Source organism: Nonomuraea rhodomycinica, from assembly GCF_013363995.1.
GTDB classification, from domain to species: domain Bacteria; phylum Actinomycetota; class Actinomycetes; order Streptosporangiales; family Streptosporangiaceae; genus Nonomuraea; species Nonomuraea rhodomycinica.
This window is the reverse complement of record NZ_JABWGO010000003.1, coordinates 340,467-359,909: the sequence shown is the minus strand read 5'-3', so window position 1 is coordinate 359,909 and position 19,443 is coordinate 340,467. Positions and strand designations below refer to the sequence as shown.

The window sequence follows — 19,443 nt, the reverse complement described above, 5'->3', positions numbered from 1 at the left end:
AGCCGGACACGCAAGCCGGTCCTTCGGCGTCCCCCGCACCGGCCCTCTCCCCGATGCCGGTCCCGCCACCCGACGAGGCCGTGTCGGTGCCACCCGGTGAGCTCGCGTCGAGGCCACCCGACGAGGTCGTGCCACCGTCAGGCGACGGCCCCGCGACGGCGCGGGCCGGCGAGGCGCTGGCGTCGGTTCGACCGGGGAAGGCGTTGGCGGAGGCGGTGCGGGGTGTGCTGGGCGGGCTGGCCGCCGGGGCGGTGCGGCGGGGCGGCCCCGTGCCCGCCGAGACCCCAGGGGCGCTGGCCGCGCAGGTGGCTCGCGCCCTGGCGGAGGCGCGCGGCGAGGAGGCCCTCGGCCGGCTGACCGAGCTGCTGGCCTACGGCGCGGCCGACCCGACCGACCCGGCCTGCGCCGCGCACCTGCACTGCCCGCCGCTGGCCGTAGCCGTGGCCGCCGACCTGGCCGTGTCCGCGCTGAACCCGTCCCTGGACTCCTGGGACCAGGCCCCCGCGGCGACCGAGCTGGAGACGCTGCTGCTGAGGGAGCTGGCCGGGCTCGCCGGCTACCCCGGCACGGCCGCGGGCGTGCTGACCTCCGGCGGCACCGAGTCCAACGTGATGGGCCTGATGCTGGCCCGTGACCGCGTGCTGGAGCGGGTCACCGGAGAGCCGGTGCAGCTCCGCGGCCTGTCCGGGCGGGTCCGGCCGAGGATCTTCGCCTCGGCCGCCGCCCACTTCTCGGTGCGCCGGGCCGCCGCCCTGCTCGGGCTCGGCGAGGACGCGGTCGTCGCCGTCCCCGTGGACCGGGAGCTGCGGATGGACCCGGCCGCGCTGGAGCGGGCCCTGCGGGAGGCCGCGCGGCGGGGCGAGCCGCCGGTCGCGGTGGTCGCGACGGCCGGCACCACCGACACGGGCGCGATCGACCCGCTGCCCGAGTGCGCGGCCCTGGCCGCCGAGCACGGGGCGTGGCTGCACGTGGACGCCGCCTACGGCGGGGGCGCGCTGCTCTCGGACCGGCTGGCGCCGCTGCTGGCGGGCGTGGAGCTGGCCGACTCGATCTCCCTGGACTGGCACAAGCTCGGCTGGCAGCCCGCGGCGGCGGGGGTGTTCCTGGTACGGCGGGAGGAGACGTACGCCTCCCTGGCCCGGCGCGCCGCCTACCTCAACCCGGCCGACGACGAGGAAGCCGGATACCCGAGCCTGCTGGGCCGCTCGCTGCGCACCACGCGCCGGGCCGACGCGTTCAAGATCGCGGTCACCCTGCGGACGCTGGGCCGGGACGGGCTCGGACGGCTGGTGGACGCCTGCCACGACCTCGCCCGCGCGGGCGCGGCGGCGGTGCGCGCCCACCCGCGCCTGGAGCTGCACGCCGAGCCGGTGCTGACGGCGTTCCTGTTCCGCTACCTGCCGCGCGACCCGCGGCGCGCGGACGAGGTGAACGCCGCGCTGCGGCGCCGCCTGCTGCGTGCGGGGCTGGCGGTGGTCGGCCGCACCGAGCTGCCCGAGGATGCCGGCGGCGACCACGACCGTGCGCCCGGCGGCGGAGGCGGGCGCGAGCCCAGCGGCGGACGCGGGCGCGTGCGGCTGAAGCTCACCCTGCTGAACCCGCACGCCACCGTCGCCGACGTGGAGCGGCTGGTCGGCCTGGTGGCCGCGGCGGGCGAGGCCGAGGAGGCGGGTCTCTCGTGAGCGTCGCCGACCCGCTCGGCCACACCCCGCTCAGCGCCGCCGACCCGATCCACCACGCCCCGCTCGGCGCCGCCGACCCGCTCGACCATCCCGACGTGGCGCGGGCCGGGGAGGCGGCGGCCACCGAGACGCTGCTGCGGGCGTACGTGCGCGACCTGGCGATCCCGGTGCCCGCCGCAGGCGAGGAGCTCGTCCTGGACTTCCCGGCGGCCGGGGTGCGGCTGCGCGTCCCGGTGCGCCACCGGTCCGCGACGGGGTGGCACCGCTTCGGCGAGCCGTACCTGGCCGGCGGCGGCCCGGCGGCGGCGGCCGGGGTGGCGCTGGTCGCGGCCGTCGTCGTGCGCGAGACGGCCGTGCGCGCGGGGCTGCCCGCCCACCGGGTGTCCGACGCCACCTCGCGGGTGCTCGACTCCGCCCGCCGTGTCACCGCGCACCTGGCCGGCCGCCGCGCCGAGGGACCGGACACGCCCCTCGACACGGCCGCCTTCCCCGCGACGACGACGCCCCCGGTCGCGGATGCGTTCCTCCGGGCCGAGCAGGCGCTGTTGCTGGGGCACCCGTTCCATTCCGCGCCCAAGAGCCGTGAGGAGGCGTCCGCCGGCGAGCTGGCCGCGTACTCCCCCGAGCTGCGCGGCTCGTTCCCGCTGCACTGGTTCGCCGCCGCCCCCGGCGTCGTGACCGGCGAGAGCGCGGACGGCCGCGACCCGGCGGAGCTGTGCCGGCGGGTCGCCCCGGCCGGGCTGGACCTGCCGGACGGCTGGACGCCCGTGCCCGCCCACCCGTGGCAGGCGCGCGAGGTCATGCGTCGCCCGGCGGTGGCGGCCCTCGTGGAGGCCGGGCTGCTGCGGCCGCTCGGGCCCGCCGGCCCGGCCTGGCATCCGACCTCCTCGGTCCGCACGGTGTACCGGGCGGAGGCGGAGGTGATGCTGAAGCTGTCGCTCGGCATGCGGATCACCAATTCCCGCCGCGAGAACCTGCGGAGCGAGCTGCGCCTCGGCGTGCGGGCCGCCCGCCTGCTGGCCGCCGGGCCGGCCGCGTGGCTGCGGGCCGAGCACCCGGCGTTCGGGATCCTGCGCGACTTCGCCTGGGTGGCGGTGGACGGCGCGGGAAGCGCGGACGCGGCAGGCCAGGGCGCCGGGGGCGCGGGTGCCGGGGGCGCGGGCGGTGGCGGGCGCGCCGGGGTCGGGGGCGCGGAGACCGGCTTCGAGACCGCCATCCGCGACAACCCGTTCCGGAGCGGCGCGGGCGGCGCGCTGTGCGTGGCCGGGCTGCTCGCCGAGCGCACCGGCCCCGGCGACGGCTCCCCGCCCCGCCACCGGGCGCTCCTGGCGGCCGCCGTGGAGCGTGCCGCCCGCGCCCGCGCCGTGTCCGTCGCCGAGGCGTCCGCGCTGTGGCTGGCGCGCTACCTCGACGTGCTCGCCGTGCCCCTCGTCCGCCTCCAGGCGAGGTACGGCGTCGCGCTGGAGCCGCACCACCAGAACACCCTGGTGGCGCTCGACGCCGACGGCCTGCCCCGGGCCGGCTGGTACCGAGACAGCCAGGGCTACTACGTGGCCGCCTCCCGTGCCGGCGAGCTGGAGCGCCTGGTGCCCGGCCTGGCCGACGGCGTGGACCTGGTCTTCGACGACGCGTTCGTGGACGAGCGGGTCGCCTACTACCTGGGCGTCGGCAACCTGCTGGGCGTGGTCGGCGCGTTCGGCGCGCTGGGCCTGGCCGCCGAGGAGGACCTGCTGCGGGTGCTGCGCGCGGCGCTGGAGCGGCTGCGCGCGGCCGAGCCCGGCGCCGAGGGCCTGCTGGGGCTGCTGCTCGACGCCCCGGTGCTGCGCTGCAAGGGCAACCACCTCACCTGCGTGGACGGCCGCGACGAGCTCGCCGGCGACGTCCACGCCCAGTCCGTCTACATCGACCTTCCCAACCCCCTCTCGGAGGTGCAGCGGTGACCGCCCCCTACGACCTGGCCGGTGTCGGCATAGGCCCGTTCAACCTGTCGCTGGCCGCCCTGTGCGACGGCGTCCCCGGTATGCGGGCCCTGTTCCTCGACGCCAAGCCGGCCTTCTCGTGGCATCCCGGCCTGCTGGTGGACGGCACGGTGCTGCAGGTGCCGTTCCTCGCGGACCTGGTCACCATGGCCGACCCGACGAGCCCCTGGTCGTACCTCAACTACCTGCGGCGCCACGACCGGATGTTCCCGTTCTTCTTCTCCGAGCGCTTCCACATCCCGCGCCGCGAGTACGACCACTACTGCCGCTGGGTGGCCGAGCGGCTGCCGTCGTGCCGGTTCGACGCCGAGGTCACCGCGCTGGAGTGGGACGGCGCGGCCGGGGCATTCGCGCTGACGTACCGGTCGGCGGCCGGAGCGGTGTCGCGGGCGCACGCCCGGCGGGTGGTGCTGGGCGTCGGGACGGCGCCGGTCGTGCCGGAGCCGCTGCGCCCGCTGCTGGGCGGCGCGCACGCCGGCCGGGTGCTGCACAGCGCCGACTACCGCGCCCACCGGGCCGCGCTGGCCGCCGCCCCCGACGTCACGGTGGTCGGCGCCGGGCAGTCCGGCGCCGAGGTCGTGCTGGACCTGCTGCGCCACCAGGACGGGCGGGGCCTCGGCGGTCCGTACGTCCGCTGGCTGGCCCGCACCCCGGCGTTCGCCCCCATGGAGTACTCGAAGCTGGGCCTGGAGCACTTCACCCCCGACTACGTGCGTTACTTCCGCCACCTGCCCGAGGCCGTCCGCGACCGGCTCGTCCGCGAGCAGTGGCAGCTCTACAAGGGCGTCAGCGGCCAGACGCTCGGCGACATCCACGACGAGCTGTACGAGCGGACCATCGGCGGCGCCGAGCCGCGCGCCGCGCTGCATCCCGGGGTGGAGGTGGTGGCCGCGTCCGAGCGCGACGGCGGTTACGCCCTGACCTGCCGGCACCGGGAGCAGGGCACGGCGTTCGAGGTGCGGACCTCGGCCGTGGTGCTGGCCACCGGGTACGCGGCGGCGCGGCCCGCGTTCCTGGAGCCGCTGGCCGAGCTGGTCGACTGGGACGGGCGGGGCCGCTACCAGGTGAACGGCGACTACCGGGTGGCGCTGGACCCGCGCGTGCCGGGCGAGCTGTACGTGCAGAACGCGGAGACGCACACGCACGGGGTGGGGGCCCCGGACCTGACGCTGGGGGCGTGGCGGGCGGCCACGATCCTCAACGCCGCCGCCGGGCGCGCCGTGGTGCCGGTGCCCGCGCGCGCCGCGTGGACCACGTTCGGCGCTCCCGAGCCTGCGCCGCCGGCCGAGCCCGCGCTCACCGGGTCCGAGGCCCGGTCCGAGGGGGGCGCGAGGTGAGCGGGGTCGTGTGGCGCGAGGCGTGGGCGGAGGCCGGGCGGCGGCTGCTGGTCAAGGCGATCGAGGAGTTCGCGTACGAGGAGCTGCTGGTCCCGCGGCCGGACGGGACGGACGGCGGCTACCTGCTGGAGCTGGGCGGCGGGACGCGGTGGACGTTCCGGGCGGCGCGCGGGTCGTTCGGCTCGTGGCGGGTCGAGCCGGGCACGCCGCGCCGCCACCCCGACCCCGGAGAGCCGGGGGACGGGCCCGAGCGGCTGCTGCTCGACGCCCGCCCGGTCCTCGGCTGGGACGGCCCCACCACGGCCGAGGCGCTGCGCGAGCTGACCGCCACCCGCCGCGCCGAGGCCGAGATCCTCTCCCGCGCCCTGCCCGCCGCCGAGCTGGCCGACCTGGACCACCTCGACCTGGAGGCGCACCAGCACGGCCACCCCTGCATGCTGCTCAACAAGGGCCGCCTCGGCTTCTCGGCCTCCGACGCCGCCGCCTACGCCCCCGAGGCCGCCGGGTCGGTGCGCCTGCGGTGGGCGGCCGTCCACGCGTCGCTGGCGGCGTACTCCGGCGTGCCGGGGCTGGACGCGGACCGGCTGCTGGCGGAGGAGCTGGACGAGGAGGTCCGCAAGGAGTTCGCCGTCGTCCTGGAGGAGGCGGCGGCGCGCGGCGGGCTCGACCCGGCCGCGTTCACGTGGCTGCCCGTCCACCCGTTCCACTGGGACGAGGCGGTGGAGCCGCTGTTCGCGCCGTACCTGGCCGACGGCCGGATCGTGCCGCTCGGCGAGGGCCCCGACCGCTACCGGCCGCTCCAGTCGATCCGCACCCTCGCCAACCTGGACCGGCCGGAGCGGCGCAACGTCAAGGTGCCGCTGCTCATCCGCAACACCCTGGTCTGGCGCGGCCTGTCCACGGAGCCGACGCGGGCCGCGCCCGACGTGAGCGCGTGGCTGCTCGCGCTGCGCGACGGCGACCCGTACCTGCGCGACGAGCTGCGCTTCCACCCGCTCGGCGAGGTGGCGTCGGTGGCCGTGCGCCACCCCCTGTACGCGGCCGTGCCCGACGCGCCGTACCGCTACCACGAGCTGCTCGGCGCGGTGTGGCGCGAGCCGGTGACCGGGCTGCTGCGCCCGGGCGAGCGGGCGCGGACCATGGCGGCGCTGCTCGCGGTCGGCTCGGACGGCCGGGCCCTGGCCGCCGAGCTGGTGTCCCGGTCGGGGCTCGCGCCGCGCGCCTGGCTGGCCCGGCTGTTCTCGGCGCTGCTGCCAGGCCTGCTGCGCCACCTCTACCGGCACGGGGTGGCGTTCTGCCCGCACGGCGAGAACACGGTGATCCTGTACGACGCCGCGAACGTGCCGGTCGGGGTCGCGGTCAAGGACTTCGCCGAGGACGTGAACCTGCTGCCCGAGGACCTGCCCGCCTACGCCGGCCTGTCGGAACGGGCCCGCGCGGTGCTGCTGCGCTGGCCGGCCGGGGAGCTGGCGCACTCGCTGCTGAGCGCGGTGTTCGCCGGGCACTTCCGGTTCCTGGCGCCGCTGGCCGAGGAGCACCTGGGCGTGCCGGAGCCCGAGTTCTGGCGGCTGGTCCGCGAGGAGGTCGAGCGCCATCACGCCCGCTTCCCGCAGGACGCCGGCCGGGCGGAGGCGTTCGGGCTGCTGGCGCCGTCCTTCGACCGGGTGGCGCTCAACCGGGAGCAGCTGCTCGGCGGCGGCTTCCACGACCGGGCCGAGCGCGACGAGGGCTTCGACGTCGTCCACGGCACGGTCCCCAACCCCCTCTTCAGCGCGCGCGTCCCGAGGCCGCGCGCCGGCTCCGGGGAGGAGCGATGACCGTGACCGGCTACGAACGGCTGCGCGAGGAGGCCGCCGCCGGGCGCGTCGAGGAGGTGGTCGTCGCCGTCCCCGACCTCCAGGGACGGTTGCAGGGCAGCCGCGTGTCGGTGCCGTACTTCCTGGACGAGGTGGCGCGGGACGGGTTCGGCGCGTGCGTGTACCTGCTGGCCGCCGACGTGGAGATGGCGACCGGCCCCGGGTACGCGATCGACGCCTGGGCGTCGGGGTTCGGGGACTTCGTGCTGCGGCCGGATCCGGGGACGCTGCGGCCGCTGCCGTGGGATCCCGGCACGGCGCTCGTCGTCGCCGACGCCGTGTGGCCGGGCGGCGAGCCGGTGGAGGTGGCGCCCCGGCGGGTGCTGCGGGCCCAGCTCGACCGGCTGACCGAACTGGGCCTGACGGCGCTGGCCGGCACCGAGCTGGAGTTCCTGGTGTTCCGCGGGTCGTACCGGGACGCCTGGGAGCGGCGCTACCACGGGCTGGAGACCGGCACCCGCTACAACGTGGACTACGCGCTGCACGGGTTGTCCGAGGTGGAGCCGGTGGTGCGCCGGATCCGCCGCGAGATGGTCCGCGCCGGCCTGACGATGGAGACGGCGCGCGGGGAGTGCCATCCCGGGCAGTACGAGATCGTCTTCCGCTACGACGAGGCGATGGCCACGTGCGACAAGCACGTGCTGTTCAAGCACGGCGCCAAGCGGATCGCCGAGCAGGAGGGGGTGGCGCTGACGTTCATGCCGAAGTTCGACGCGGGCGAGGGCAACTCCTGCCACGTCCACCTGTCGCTGCGCGGCGCCGACGGCTCACCGGTGTTCGCCGACGCCGACGCCGGTGCACGTGACGGGATGTCGGAGCTGTTCCGGCACTTCGTGGCCGGGCAGCTCGCCTGCCTGCCGGAGCTGACGCTCTTCATGGCGCCGAACGTCAACTCCTACAAGCGGCTGCGGCCGGGAGGCTTCGCCCCCACCGGGATCGCCTGGGGGCGGGACAACCGGACGTGCCCGGTGCGGGTCGTCGGCTCGGGCTCCTCGCTGCGCCTGGAGCACCGGGTGCCGGGCGGTGACGCCAACCCGTACCTCGCCGTGGCCGCCGTGATCGCCGCCGGGCTGTACGGGATCGAGAACCGGCTGCCGCTGCCCGCGCCGCACCCCGGCGACGCGCTGGCCGACCCGTCGGTGCCGCGGCTGCCCGCGACCCTGGGCGAGGCGCTGCGCCGGTGGGAGGAGGGCGGCCTGGCGGCGAAGGTGTTCGGCGACGCGGTGGCCGGGCACTACGCGGCGGCGGCGCGGGCCGAGCTGGCGGCGTTCGAGTCGGCGGTGACCGACTGGGAACGGGTCCGCGGCTTCGAACGCCTGTGACCTCCCGCGCCGCGCGGCCCTGAGGTCAGGGCCGCGCGGCGGCGGCCTCCTCGCGGAGCGGGAAGTGGCAGGCCACCTGGTGGAGGCCGCCCTCCAGCGGCGGCTCGGTCCGGCAGATGTCCTGGGCCAGCGGGCAGCGGGTACGGAAGCGGCAGCCCGTGGGCGGGTTCAGCGCGCTGGGCAGCTCGCCGCGGATGGCCGTGGCGGGGCTGGGCGCGTGCCCGGGGTCGGGCGAGGGAACCGCGTCGATGAGGGCCTGGGTGTAGGGGTGGCGCGCGGCGCGCACCACCTGGCTCGCCGGCCCGATCTCGACGAGCTTGCCCAGGTACATGACCGCGATCCGGTCGGCCATGTAGTCCACCACCGACAGGTCGTGGCTGATGAAGACGTACGACAGGCCCAGCTCCGACTGCAGGTCCCGCATCAGGTTGAGCACCTGCGCCTGGATCGAGACGTCGAGGGCACTGACCGGCTCGTCGGCCACGATCAGCCGCGGCTCCAGCGCCAGCGAGCGGGCCAGGCCGATGCGCTGGAGCTGCCCGCCGGAGAACTCGTGCGGGTAGCGCTCCAGCGCCCGGGTGGGCAGCCCCACCTGGTCCAGCAGCCGGGTGACCCGGGAACGGCGGCCGGCCGGGTCGCCGACCTGCTGGATCTCCAGCGGTTCGGTGAGGATGCCGTCGACGCGCATGCGCGGGTTCATGGCCGCGTAGCTGTCCTGGAACATCAGCTGCACCTCGCGGTGCATGCGGCGGCGGGCCCGCCGGTCCAGGGCGCCGATGTCGGTGCCGTCGAGCACGATCTGCCCGCCGGTGGGCTCCTCCAGCCCGGCCACCAGGCGTCCCACGGTGGACTTGCCGCAGCCGGACTCGCCCACGATCCCCAGCGTCTCGCCCGCCTTGACCTCGAACGAGACGCCGGCCACCGCGCTGACGCGGCCCTTGCCGCCGGCGTCGTACTCCTTGACCAGCTCGCGCACCGAGAGGATCGGCTCCGACGCGGCGGCGGGCCGGGCCTCACCGGCGCCCCGGGGGGCGAAGGTGACGGCCTCGGTGACGGGGTGCAGGCAGGCGTACAGGTGGTCCTCGGCGGCCCGGACGAGCGGGACGTCGGTGGCGCGGCACGCGTCGGTGGCGTGCCGGCAGCGGGGCGCGAACCGGCAGCCGGTGAGCGGCTGCGACAGGTCCGGCGGCAGCCCCGGGATGGAGTAGAGCCTGCCCTCCCGGCCCTGCGCCGCCTCCGGCAGCGCGTGCATGAGCGCCTCGGTGTAGCGGTGGCGCGGCGCCCGGAACAGCTCCTCGGTCGTCGCGGTCTCCACCACCCGGCCGGCGTACATGACGGCGACCCGGTCGGCGCGGCTGGCGATCACCCCGAGGTCGTGGGTGACGAGGATGACCGCCATCTTGAACTCGTCGCGCAGGTCGTCGATGAGCTCCAGGATCTGCCGCTGGGTGGTCACGTCCAGGGCCGTGGTCGGCTCGTCGGCGATCAGCAGGCGCGGGGAGCGGATGAGCGCCATGGCGATGACCGCGCGCTGGCGCATGCCGCCCGACAGCTGGTGCGGGTAGTCGTCGACGATCTTGTCGGGGCGGGGCATGCCGACCCGGCGCAGGATCTCGACGGCCCGCTCGCGCGCCTCGGCCTTGCTCACGCCCTGGTGGACGCGGAGCGGCTCGGCCACCTGGGCGCCGATGCGCATCGTCGGGTTGAGCGAGGTGAGCGGGTCCTGGAAGACCATGCCCATCTCCACGCCGCGCACCCGGCGCAGCTCGTCGGGCGCCATCGCCAGCAGGTCGCGCCCGTCGAAGAGGATCTGGCCGTTCACGACCCGCCCGCCGGGCGGCAGCAGGCCCATGACCGACAGCACGGTCATGGTCTTGCCGCTGCCGGACTCCCCCACCACGCCGAGCGTCTCGCCCTGCCGTACCTCGAGGTTGACGTGGTCGAGGGCGTGGACGGCGCCGCGGCGCAGCGCGATGTCGGTGCTGAGGTCGACAAGCCGCAACAGGCTCATGGCTACCTTCTCCTGAGACGGACCTCGAAGACGTCCCGCAGGCCGTCGCCGATGAAGTTGAAGGCCAGGACGATGAGGATGATGGCGATACCGGGCGGGTAGAGCAGCCACCAGTGGCCGCTGAAGGTGTCCGACAGGCCGTCGGACAGCATGCCGCCCCAGTTGGCGGCGGGCGGCGGCACCCCGAGCCCGAGGAAGGACAGATAGGCGACGTACAGGATCGCGTCGGCGATCTGGAACGTGGCGTTGACGATCACGGTGCCGATCGCGTTGGGGATGATGTGCCGGCGCACGGCACGGCCGCCGGTGCCGCCCATGCCGCGCATGGCCAGCACGTACTCGCGGGTGCGCAGCGTCAGCGCCTCGCCGCGCACCAGGCGGGCCGGGCCGAGCCAGGCGAAGGCGCCGATGATGACGATGAGCATCGGCACGGTCGGGGTGACGATGGCGGCCATGAGCATGAACAGGAACAGCGCCGGGATCGACATCATGGCGTCGACCACGCGCATCATGATCGCGTCCACCCAGCCGCCGGCGAACCCGGCGATGGCGCCCCACACGGTGCCCACCACGGTGGCCAGCAGGCCGGCGGCCAGGCCGACCACGATCGAGGTCTGCCCGCCCACCATCAGCCGGCCGAGCTGGTCGTAGCCGACGCCGTCGGTGCCCATCGGATGGCCGGCCGTACCGGGAGAGAGGTAGACGTTGGCCAGGTCGGTGTGGACCTGGTCGCTGCTGTAGAAGAGCGGGCCGAGGAAGGAGAAGGCGGCCAGCAGCACGAAGATGCCCACGCCGGCCAGCGCCAGCCGGTTGTCGACGAACACCTCCAGGCCGTTGCGCCACAGGCCGCGCACGCGGGTCTGGTCGTTCACGAGCGGCTCGCCTTCAGCCGGACGCGCGGGTCGACCGCGGCGTACAGGACGTCGGCGACCAGCGCGCCGAGCACGGTCGCCACCGAGATCAGCAGCGTGACGCCGAGCAGGATCGGGTAGTCCCGCTTGAGCGCCGACTGCCAGAACAGCAGCCCCATGCCCGGGTAGTTGAACAGCCGCTCGACCACCAGCGCGCCGCTGAACAGCGCCGGCAGGTACATGCCGAGCAGGGTGATGACGGGGAACAGGCCGTTGCGCAGGGTGTGGCCGACGATGACCCGCCCCTCGGACAGGCCCTTGCTGCGGGCGGTGCGCACGTAGTTCTCGTTGAGGTTGTCCACCATCGAGGAGCGCACGTAGCGGGAGTAGACCGCGACGGTCAGGACGGCCAGCGTCACCGTGGGCAGCACCAGCCCGGCCGGGTCGGCCAGCACCTCGCCGAGGGTGAAGCCCTGCGGCGCCTCGGGCGGGAGCAGCGGCCACACCTGCGCGAACAGGATGATCATCATGAGACCCAGGAAGAAGATCGGCGTGGCGTAGGCCAGCAGCGACAGGGCGTTGATGGTGTAGTCGGGCCACTTGTTGCGGCGTACGGCCTGCACCACGCCCAGCGGGATCGCGATCACGACCGCCAGCGCGGTGGAGGCCAGCGACAGCACCATGGTCTTGGGCAGGCGCTGCGTGATCGCCTCGGCCACCGACTGGTTGAGCTGGAAGGAGTAGCCCAGGTCGCCGCGGACCAGCCGCTGCAGGTACAGCGCGTACTGCTCCCACAGCGGCCGGTCGTAGCCCATGTCGTGGTTGAAGGCGGCGATCTGCTCCAGCGTCGCTTCCTTGCCCAGGATGGCCCGCGCCGCGCCGCCCGGCAGAAAGTGCAGGATGACGAACGTGATCAGCGTCACCAGGATCACGATGACCAGGGCCTGGCCCAGGCGGGTGAGGAGGTAGCGGGCCACCGGGTCAGCTCTTCCAGGACCAGTCTTGGAAGTACATCAGGTTCATCGGGTCCTGCGGGTCCACGCCCTGCAGCCCCGACTTGTACGCCGAGATCTGGTAGACCGGGTTCGGCATCCACAGCACCGGCAGGTCCTTGGCCAGGAAGGCGTTGTACTCCGTCAGCGCCGAGGCGTCGGCGGAGAACTGGGCCTGCTCGATGAGCTTGTCGGCCTCGGGGTTGGAGTAGCTGCCGAGGTTGACCGGGGCGCCGGTCTGGAACAGCCGCTCGCCGGAGGCGAAGGCCGGGTAGTACCAGCTTCCCTGGGAGCCGAAGAAGCTCATGTCCCACGAGCACTTGGACTCGCTCGGCTTGCAGGCCGGGGTGACCGCGACGGAGTCGGGCACCTCCTTGATGGTGAGCTGCACGCCGAGCTTGGCCATCTGCGACTTGATCTCGGCGAACATCTTCGAGGTGGCGGTGAAGCCGGACTGGCTGGTCACGGTGAAGGCCAGCGGCGCGCCCTGCTCGACGCCCTCGCCGCACTTGGCGGCGTCCTGGCAGGTGGTCTGCCCGTCGGGGACGACCTTCCAGCCGTTGGCCTCCAGCAGCTGCTTGGCCTTGGCCGGGTCGAACGGGTAGACGCAGCCCTCACCCTTGGACGGCACCGGGCCGCAGGTGGGCGAGGCCATGTCGCCCCAGATGACCTTGCTGATGGTCGGCTGGTCGATGAGCATCTGCAGCGCCTGGCGCAGGTAGGGCTGCTTGAACAGCACCCCGGTCTTGGGGTTGTTGAAGTTCAGCTGCAGGTACGTGATCGACCACCCGTACCAGGGCGAGACCGTGTAGCCCTTGGACTCCAGGTAGGTCTTCTGCGACAGGTTGGCCGGCGGGATGTAGCCGTAGTCGAGCTGGCCGGCGCGCAGCACGTTGAACTCGGAGTCGTCGCCGGTGAAGGGGCGCAGGACGACCTTGTTCAGCTTCGGCTTGTCGGGGCCGGAGTAGGTGTCCGCCTTGGCGAGCACGACCTCGCCGTTGGGCACGTACTTCTCCAGCTTCCACGGGCCGCTGCCGACCTTCCACAGCGGGTTGGTGGCGTAGGACTTGGGGTCCTTGGCGGCCGCGGTCAGCTCGGCGAAGGTCTGCTTGGCGTCGCCCTTGTCCCAGGCGTGCTGGGGAAGCGGGACGATGCGGTTGAGCTGGTTGCCGATGAACCAGGCCGCGTTGTAGGCCTTCTTCGTGGTGAAGGAGAACGTCTTGTCGTCCTTGACCTTGAACTCGGCGATGTTGTCGGGGAAGCCGCCGGGCCGGTAGGAGGCCCACTTGTCCTTGTTGGTGGTGACCAGGTCCCACCAGAACTGGATGTCCTTGGTGGTGATCGGCTTGCCGTCGGACCAGGTGTTGTCCTTGAGCGTGATGGTCAGGGTCCTGCCCTCGTCGCTGACGGCCGGGGCCTCGGCCAGCGAGCGCCGCGGGTCGATGTTGTCCGGGCTGGAGCCGTCGAGCTTGTAGCTGTACAGCTTGCGGTACAGCGCCGTGGTGAAGATGTCGTTCTCGCCCTGGGTGAAGCCGGGGGCCGAGATCGGCAGGATCCAGTTGGGCGTGCGGAAGGCGACGGTCGCGGTGTCCTTGCCCTGGCCGCCGCCCTGTTGCGAACTGTTGCCGGCGCCGCCGCCGCAGGCGGTCAGGCTGAGCCCGATGGCCGCCACACCGCAGGCGATGCGGATTCTCGTCCCCATGGTTCTCCTCGTCGAGACATGCGCGGGCCCTCGGGGGCCGTTCAGTCCGGAGAATCTAATGACGTGCCGAAACGAAGTCAATGGGAAAAATCCACTTTGTTCGGGACACTTATTTCGAGGTAGGGTCCGCATCGGGAACTTCCTTCGGCGGGCCGCGTGCTCGATGATGGAACCTGCGAGACGCGTCAAGAGGAGAGGCATGTCGGATCCCGGCAGTCTGCGCGAGCAGGCGCTCCGCCTGCTGGCCAGTGGCCAGGCCGCCTCCCGTGCGGATCTGGTGGAGACGTTGCAGGTCGCGCCCTCGACCGTGTCCAGCGTCGTGCGCCGCCTCCTGGAGGAGGGCGTCATCCTGGAGGAGGGCGTGGGCGCCTCCACCGGTGGCCGCCGGCGCAGGATCCTGCGCCCGCGCGACGCCGGCGGCCTCTACGCGGTGGCCGAGCTCGGCGCCCGCCACGCCCGGGCCGGTCTGTGCTCGCCCTCCGGCGGCCTGACCGTCACCGAGGAGTGGGCCATCGACATAGGAGCCGGCCCCGGCCCGATCTTCGACGAGGTGGGCGCGGTCTTCGACCGGATGAGGGCCGCGCACGCCCCCGGCCAGCGGCTGCTGGGCGTCGGCATGGCGCTGCCCGGCCCGGTGCAGTTCCCCCAGGGCCGCATCATCGGCCCGGCCCGCATGCCCGGCTGGAGCGGCTACGACGCCGAGAGCGACCTGCGCGAGCGGTTCGGCGTCGACGTCGTCGTCGACAACGACGCCAAGGCCGGCGCGGTCGGCGAGCAGGCCGTCCGCCGCGGCGCCGGGGACATGATCTACGTCAAGGCCGGCACCGGCATCGGCGGCAGCCTGGTCTCCGGCGGCCAGGTCTACCGCGGCGGGCGCAGCCTCAGCGGCGACGTCACCCACGTGCGCGTGGCCGACAGCGGCGAGCAGGAGTGCTCCTGCGGCAGCCGCGGCTGCCTGGAGACCGTCGCCAGCGGCGCGGCCCTGGTGCGCGACCTGGCCCGGCGCGGCCTGCCGGTCAGCAGCACCGGCGACGTCATCGCCGCCACCCTCGACGCCGACCCGGCCGCGGTCACGCTCGTGCGCCACGCGGGCCGGCTGCTCGGCGTGGCGCTGTCGGGGCTGGTCAACTTCCTCAACCCCGACAGCGTGGTCATCGGCGGGTCGCTGTCCAGCCTGGACGTCTACGTCGCCGCGGCCAAGGGCACGCTGTACGAGCGGTGCCTGCCGTCGATCACCCAGTCCCTGTCCATCGAGGCGAGCCTCGCCGGCCCGGACGCCGCGCTGATCGGGCTCGGCCGCCTGGTGCGCGCCTCGGCCGGATAGCCCTCACCCGCCCAGGCCGCCGCCCACCGCCGTCCACCGCCGTCCAGGTCTCGCCCCGTCCCGAAGGAGTCCAGTCACCGTGCCCCTGCGCATCGCCATCGGCGGCATCCACATCGAGTCCAGCACGTTCTCCCCGCACCGCAGCGGCGCCGCCGACTTCGAGGTCACCCGCGGCCAGGCGCTGCTGGACCGCTACGCCTGGCGCGACGAGCCGTGGGCGCGCGAGGTCGAGTGGGTGCCGCTCGTGCACGCCCGCGCCCTGCCCGGCGGCGCCGTCGAGCCCGAGGCGTACGACGCCTGGCGGGCCGAGATCGTCGAGGGCCTGTCCGCCGGCCCCTTCGACGGGATGCTGCTGGACTTCCACGGCGCGATGAGCGTGGCCGGACGCCAGGACGCCGAGGGCGACCTCATCACCGCCATCCGGGGGGCGCTCGGCCCCGAGCCGCTGGTGTCGGCGGCCATGGACCTGCACGGCAACGTCTCCCCCACCCTGTTCGCCGGCTGCGACCTGCTGACCTGCTACCGCACCGCCCCGCACGTGGACGTGTGGGAGACCCGCGAGCGCGCCGCCCGCAACCTCGTGCAGGCCCTGCGCCGCGGCGCCCGCCCGCACAAGGCGCTGGTGCACGTGCCGATCCTGCTGCCCGGCGAGATGACCAGCACCCGCGTCGAGCCGGCCAGGAGCCTGTACGCCCGCATCCCCGCGATCGAGGCCCGCCCGGGCGTCATCGACGCCGCGATCTGGATCGGCTTCGCCTGGGCCGACGAGCCGCGCTGCACCGGCGCCGTCGTGACCACCGGCACCGACCCGGAGGCCGCCGAGGAGGCCGCCCGCGAGCTGGCCCGCGCCTTCTGGCAGGCGCGCGAGGAGTTCGCCTTCGTCGCCCCCACCGGGTCGATGGACGAGTGCCTGGAGGCGGCGCTCAAGGACGCCGCCCGGCCGTACTTCATCAGCGACTCCGGCGACAACCCCGGCGCCGGAGGCGCCGACGACGTCACCTACGCCGTGGAGCGCATGCTGGCCCGGCCGGAGATCCGCGACGGGTCCGTCCGCGCCGTCTTCGCGTCGCTGTTCGACCCGCAGGCCGTCGCCGAGATCGCCGACCTGCCGGTCGGCTCGCCGGTCGCCGTCCGCGCCGGCGGCCGGGTCGACGCCCGCCCGCCGGGGCCGCTGCTGCTGGAGGGCACGCTGGAGGCCGTCGCCGACGATCCCGACGGCGGGCGCGTGGCCTCGGTGCGGGTCGGCGGGCTCAGCGTGTTCCTCACCTCGCGCCGCATGCAGTACCGGCTGCTGGAGTCCTACCGCCGCCTCGGCGTCGACGTGGCCGGCGTGGACGTGGTCACCGTGAAGATCGGCTACCTGGAGCCGGAGCTGTTCGAGGCCGCCGCCGGCTGGATGCTCGCCCTGACCCCGGGGGGCGTGGACCAGGACCTCCTCCGGCTGCCGTACGCCAACCTCGCCAGGCCGATCTTCCCGCTGGACCGCGACTTCACCCCCGAAGGTCTCTAGCGCAGCGGCCGGGCCCGCCGCGCGCCGTCCGGGTCCACCGCGCGCCGTCCGGGTCCACCGCGCGCCGTCCGGGTCCACCGCGCGCCGTCCGGGTCCACCGCGCGTCGTCCGGGGCACGGCCGCGCGTCGTCCGGCAGGGGTCCCGGCGTCAGACGATGCCGCCGTTGGCGCGCAGGACCTGGCCGTTGACCCAGTGGCCCGGGCCGGCCAGGAACGCGACGACCTCGGCGAGGTCGGCCGGGGTGCCGAGGCGTTCCAGCGGCGGATCCGCGGCCAGCGCCGAGACCGTCTCCTCGTCCTTGCCCTCGAAGAACAGGTCGGTCGCGGTCGGGCCGGGCGCGACCGTGTTGACGCTGATGTCGCGCCCGCGCAGCTCCCTGGCCAGGACGAGGGTGAGCGCCTCGACCGCGCCCTTGGTGGCGCTGTAGGCGCCGTACCCGGGGAAGGCCAGGCCGACGACCGAGCTGGAGAACAGGATGATCGCCCCGCCGTCCCGCATCCGCCGTACGGCCTGCTGGGCGACGACGAACGTGCCGCGCACGTTCGTGCGGTACAGCGCGTCCAGGACGGAGAGCTCCAGCTCGGCGACCGGCGCCAGGCCCATCTTCCCGGCGGCGTGCACGACGATGTCGGTGCCGCCGAACGACGACTGGGCCGCCTCGAACAGCCCCGCCGCGGCGTGCTCGTCGGCCACGTCGGCCCGGACGGCGACGGCCTCGCCGCCCGCCTCGGTGATCTCCCGTACTGCGGCCTCGGCCTCGGCCCTGTCGCCCGCGTAGCCGACGACGACGGCCACGCCGTCCCGGGCCAGGCGCCGGGCGCTGGCGCGGCCGATGCCGCGGGAGCCGCCGGTCACCACGGCGACCCGTGAGGAACCATCGCTAGGCACATGCGCTCCTGTGGGATGAACGGGCCCTCCCCCGCGGGGACCCCTCCCCGGGTTCGTACCACCGGGAGCGTCAGGTCACCCCCGCCTCGCCGGTTCCTCCGGGAGGCCGGCTCAGCGCTCGGCGGCCAGCCGTACGCCCAGGCCGATGAACAGGCCGCCCGTGGCGACGTCGATCCGGCGGCGGGCGGCGCGGCGGGCGCGCAGCCAGCCGCCGATGCGGCCGGCGAGCACGCCGACCGTCCCGTCCACCAGGAACTCCAGCGCGATGAGGACGACGCCCAGGATCGCGAACTGCAGCCACACGTTCCCCAGCGCCGGGCTCACGAACTGCGGCAGGAAGGCGATGGTGAAGGTGACCATCTTGGGGTTGAGCAGGTTCGTCACCAGCCCGCGCAGGAACGCCTGACGGCCGGTCATCCCCGCGCCGCCGGCCCGCTCGTCGAGCGCGACCTCGCCGCGGTTGCGGATCATCTGGACGCCGAGGTAGACGAGGTAGGCGGCGCCCACGACGCGGACGACGGTGAACGCCGTGGGGGCGGCCTCGAACAGCGCGGCCAGTCCCGCGGCGGCGACGGCGACGTGGATGGCCTCGCTCGTCGCCACGCCGGCGGTGGCCAGCAGCCCGGCGCGGGCGCCGCCGCGCATCCCGCACCCGAGGACGAACAGCATGTCCGGGCCCGGGGCGATCATGGCCACGAGGGAGGTGAGGGTGAACGCCAGGAGGAGGTTGGTGTCGATCGGCATACCGAAAGCCTGACATATCGCCACATGTCGGGGATCTCCCGCACTGGCCGCGCGGAGGACCTCCCTAGGATCGCCCCATGGAAGCGACGATCACGTACCTGGAGATGACGTCCCCCGACGAGCTCGTGCCCGGCCGGGAGGTGGCCGGTCTCGCCCTGGAGCGGGTGGAGCGCACCTGCCGCGACCTGCCCGCCGTCCAGACCCGGATCGGCGCCCCGTACGGCTGGCGGGCGGCCCGGCTGTCCGCGGAGGAGTGGGAGCGGAAGCTGGCGCGTGACCCGTACGACTACTACCTCATCCGGTACGAAGGGGAGATCGCCGGCATGCTGGCGGTGCATCCGCAGGACGACGGCGACGTCGAGATCGAGACGTTCGGGCTGGTCCCCGAGTTCGTCGGCAAGGGGCTCGGCGGGCACGCGCTGACGCTGTGCGTGCGGCAGGCGTGGGCGACCGCGCCGCGCGACGGCGGTCCGGCCCGCCGCGTCTGGCTGCACACCTCCAGCGCCGACAACCCCGCCGCCCTGCCGAACTACCGGGCCCGCGGCTTCCGTCCGTACCGCACGGAGGCCCGCGCCGTCTGACCGCACGAAGGCCCGCGCCGTCTGACCGCACGGAGGCCCGCGGCGCGCGTCACCGGCGCGCGCTCGCGGCGTCGAGCCGCCCGCCGATGGCGGTCCGGGCCCGCTCGTAGGCGCGGGGGTCGTCGTGCAGCAAGGAGACGGCGTTGGCGGTCTCCATGAACGCTATGAGCTCGAAGGCGAGCTGGTCGGGGTCCGTGTCGCCGGCCAGCTCGCCGAGCTGGCGGGCGTCGTCGACGGCGCGCGCCACGAAGCGGCTCCAGCTCAGGCCGGCCTCGGCGACGGCGTCGCGCACGCGTCCGGGGCGGGCGTCGAACTCCGCGTTGACGGCGAAGAAGAAGCAGCCGCCCGGGAAGACCCGCCGTTCCGAGTAGCTCAGCCAGTTCTCGCACAGCCGGCGCACCCTGCCCACGCCGGGCGGCACGGTCAGGGCGGGCTGGACGACCTCCGCGACGTACACCTCCTTGGCGAGGCGGACCGTGGCGAGCTGCAGCTCCTCCTTGGAGCCGAAGTAGCCGAACAGGCCGCTCTTGCTCACGCCGAGGTCCGTGGCCAGCCGGCCGATCGACAGCCCTTCCAGCCCGTCCTGCGAGGCGATGTCCGCCGCCCGGCGCAGGATCACCTCGCGGGCCCGTTCGTCCCGCGGCCTTCCCGGCATCTCCCCCA

The 19,443-nt window shown here is 74.6% G+C and carries 15 protein-coding genes; 8 read left to right on the top strand and 7 right to left on the bottom strand.

Translation table 11 applies throughout. The annotated features are described in order from the left end of the window. Window positions 1–128: 128 nt before the first annotated feature. From HT134_RS17395 to HT134_RS17375, 5 genes are read left to right on the top strand one after another with little or no spacing between them, the layout of a single operon-like run. On the top strand, window positions 129–1,682 hold the full coding sequence (locus tag HT134_RS17395; RefSeq protein ID WP_312888189.1) for a pyridoxal phosphate-dependent decarboxylase family protein: 1,554 nt from the start codon (window positions 129–131) through the stop codon (window positions 1,680–1,682). Continuing rightward, the gene (locus HT134_RS17390) at window positions 1,679–3,622 is read left to right on the top strand and encodes an IucA/IucC family protein (RefSeq protein ID WP_312888188.1); all 1,944 of its coding nucleotides are present in this window, start codon (window positions 1,679–1,681) and stop codon (window positions 3,620–3,622) included. Before HT134_RS17395 ends, HT134_RS17390 begins: the two co-directional genes overlap by 4 nt. Further along, on the top strand, window positions 3,619–4,998 hold the full coding sequence (locus HT134_RS45665) for a lysine N(6)-hydroxylase/L-ornithine N(5)-oxygenase family protein (RefSeq protein WP_175601412.1): 1,380 nt from the start codon (window positions 3,619–3,621) through the stop codon (window positions 4,996–4,998). Before HT134_RS17390 ends, HT134_RS45665 begins: the two co-directional genes overlap by 4 nt. Beyond that, window positions 4,995–6,815 (top strand): IucA/IucC family protein, encoded by a 1,821-nt coding sequence (locus HT134_RS17380; RefSeq protein WP_175601411.1) that lies wholly within the window; start codon window positions 4,995–4,997, stop codon window positions 6,813–6,815. Before HT134_RS45665 ends, HT134_RS17380 begins: the two co-directional genes overlap by 4 nt. Continuing rightward, a complete protein-coding gene (locus HT134_RS17375) occupies window positions 6,812–8,176 on the top strand; it encodes a glutamine synthetase family protein (RefSeq protein ID WP_175601410.1) in 1,365 nt (454 codons plus the stop codon). The genes HT134_RS17380 and HT134_RS17375 overlap by 4 nt, the downstream gene beginning before the upstream one ends. 25 nt (window positions 8,177–8,201) lie before the next feature. On the opposite strand, the gene HT134_RS17370 is transcribed toward HT134_RS17375, so the two are convergent. The 4 genes from HT134_RS17370 to HT134_RS17355 are packed head-to-tail and all read right to left on the bottom strand — an operon-like array spanning window position 8,202 to window position 13,732. Beyond that, window positions 8,202–10,187: a dipeptide ABC transporter ATP-binding protein gene (locus tag HT134_RS17370; RefSeq protein ID WP_175601409.1), complete on the bottom strand. Its 1,986-nt coding sequence runs from the start codon at window positions 10,185–10,187 to the stop codon at window positions 8,202–8,204. A 2-nt stretch (window positions 10,188–10,189) separates the two neighbouring features. Next, window positions 10,190–11,059, bottom strand: a complete 870-nt coding sequence (locus HT134_RS17365) for an ABC transporter permease (RefSeq protein ID WP_175601408.1) — start codon at window positions 11,057–11,059, stop codon at window positions 10,190–10,192. Continuing rightward, a complete protein-coding gene (locus HT134_RS17360; RefSeq protein ID WP_175601407.1) occupies window positions 11,056–12,015 on the bottom strand; it encodes an ABC transporter permease in 960 nt (319 codons plus the stop codon). Before HT134_RS17360 ends, HT134_RS17365 begins: the two co-directional genes overlap by 4 nt. Before the next feature lie 4 nt (window positions 12,016–12,019). Then, window positions 12,020–13,732 carry a peptide ABC transporter substrate-binding protein gene (locus tag HT134_RS17355; RefSeq protein ID WP_175601406.1) on the bottom strand — a complete coding sequence of 571 codons (1,713 nt, stop codon included), beginning with the start codon at window positions 13,730–13,732 and terminating at the stop codon, window positions 12,020–12,022. A 199-nt stretch (window positions 13,733–13,931) separates the two neighbouring features. On the opposite strand from HT134_RS17355, the gene HT134_RS17350 reads away from it, so the two are divergent. Continuing rightward, window positions 13,932–15,056: an ROK family transcriptional regulator gene (locus tag HT134_RS17350; RefSeq protein ID WP_175601405.1), complete on the top strand. Its 1,125-nt coding sequence runs from the start codon at window positions 13,932–13,934 to the stop codon at window positions 15,054–15,056. Window positions 15,057–15,135: 79 nt separating this feature from the next. Further along, window positions 15,136–16,566, top strand: a complete 1,431-nt coding sequence (locus HT134_RS17345; protein ID WP_217707976.1) for a M81 family metallopeptidase — start codon at window positions 15,136–15,138, stop codon at window positions 16,564–16,566. Window positions 16,567–16,714: 148 nt separating this feature from the next. On the opposite strand, the gene HT134_RS17340 is transcribed toward HT134_RS17345, so the two are convergent. Beyond that, window positions 16,715–17,455 carry an SDR family oxidoreductase gene (locus HT134_RS17340; RefSeq protein ID WP_175601404.1) on the bottom strand — a complete coding sequence of 247 codons (741 nt, stop codon included), beginning with the start codon at window positions 17,453–17,455 and terminating at the stop codon, window positions 16,715–16,717. Between the two features lie 111 nt (window positions 17,456–17,566). Beyond that, on the bottom strand, window positions 17,567–18,199 hold the full coding sequence (locus tag HT134_RS17335) for a LysE family translocator (protein ID WP_175601403.1): 633 nt from the start codon (window positions 18,197–18,199) through the stop codon (window positions 17,567–17,569). Window positions 18,200–18,276: 77 nt separating this feature from the next. Here HT134_RS17335 and HT134_RS17330 point away from each other — a divergent pair, with 77 nt between their 5' ends. Then, entirely contained in the window at window positions 18,277–18,780 is a 504-nt protein-coding gene (locus HT134_RS17330; protein WP_175601402.1) for a GNAT family N-acetyltransferase, read from the top strand. 49 nt (window positions 18,781–18,829) lie between these two features. On the opposite strand, the gene HT134_RS17325 is transcribed toward HT134_RS17330, so the two are convergent. Next, the gene (locus HT134_RS17325; protein WP_175601401.1) at window positions 18,830–19,435 is read right to left on the bottom strand and encodes a TetR/AcrR family transcriptional regulator; all 606 of its coding nucleotides are present in this window, start codon (window positions 19,433–19,435) and stop codon (window positions 18,830–18,832) included. Between the last annotated feature and the right edge of the window lie 8 nt (window positions 19,436–19,443).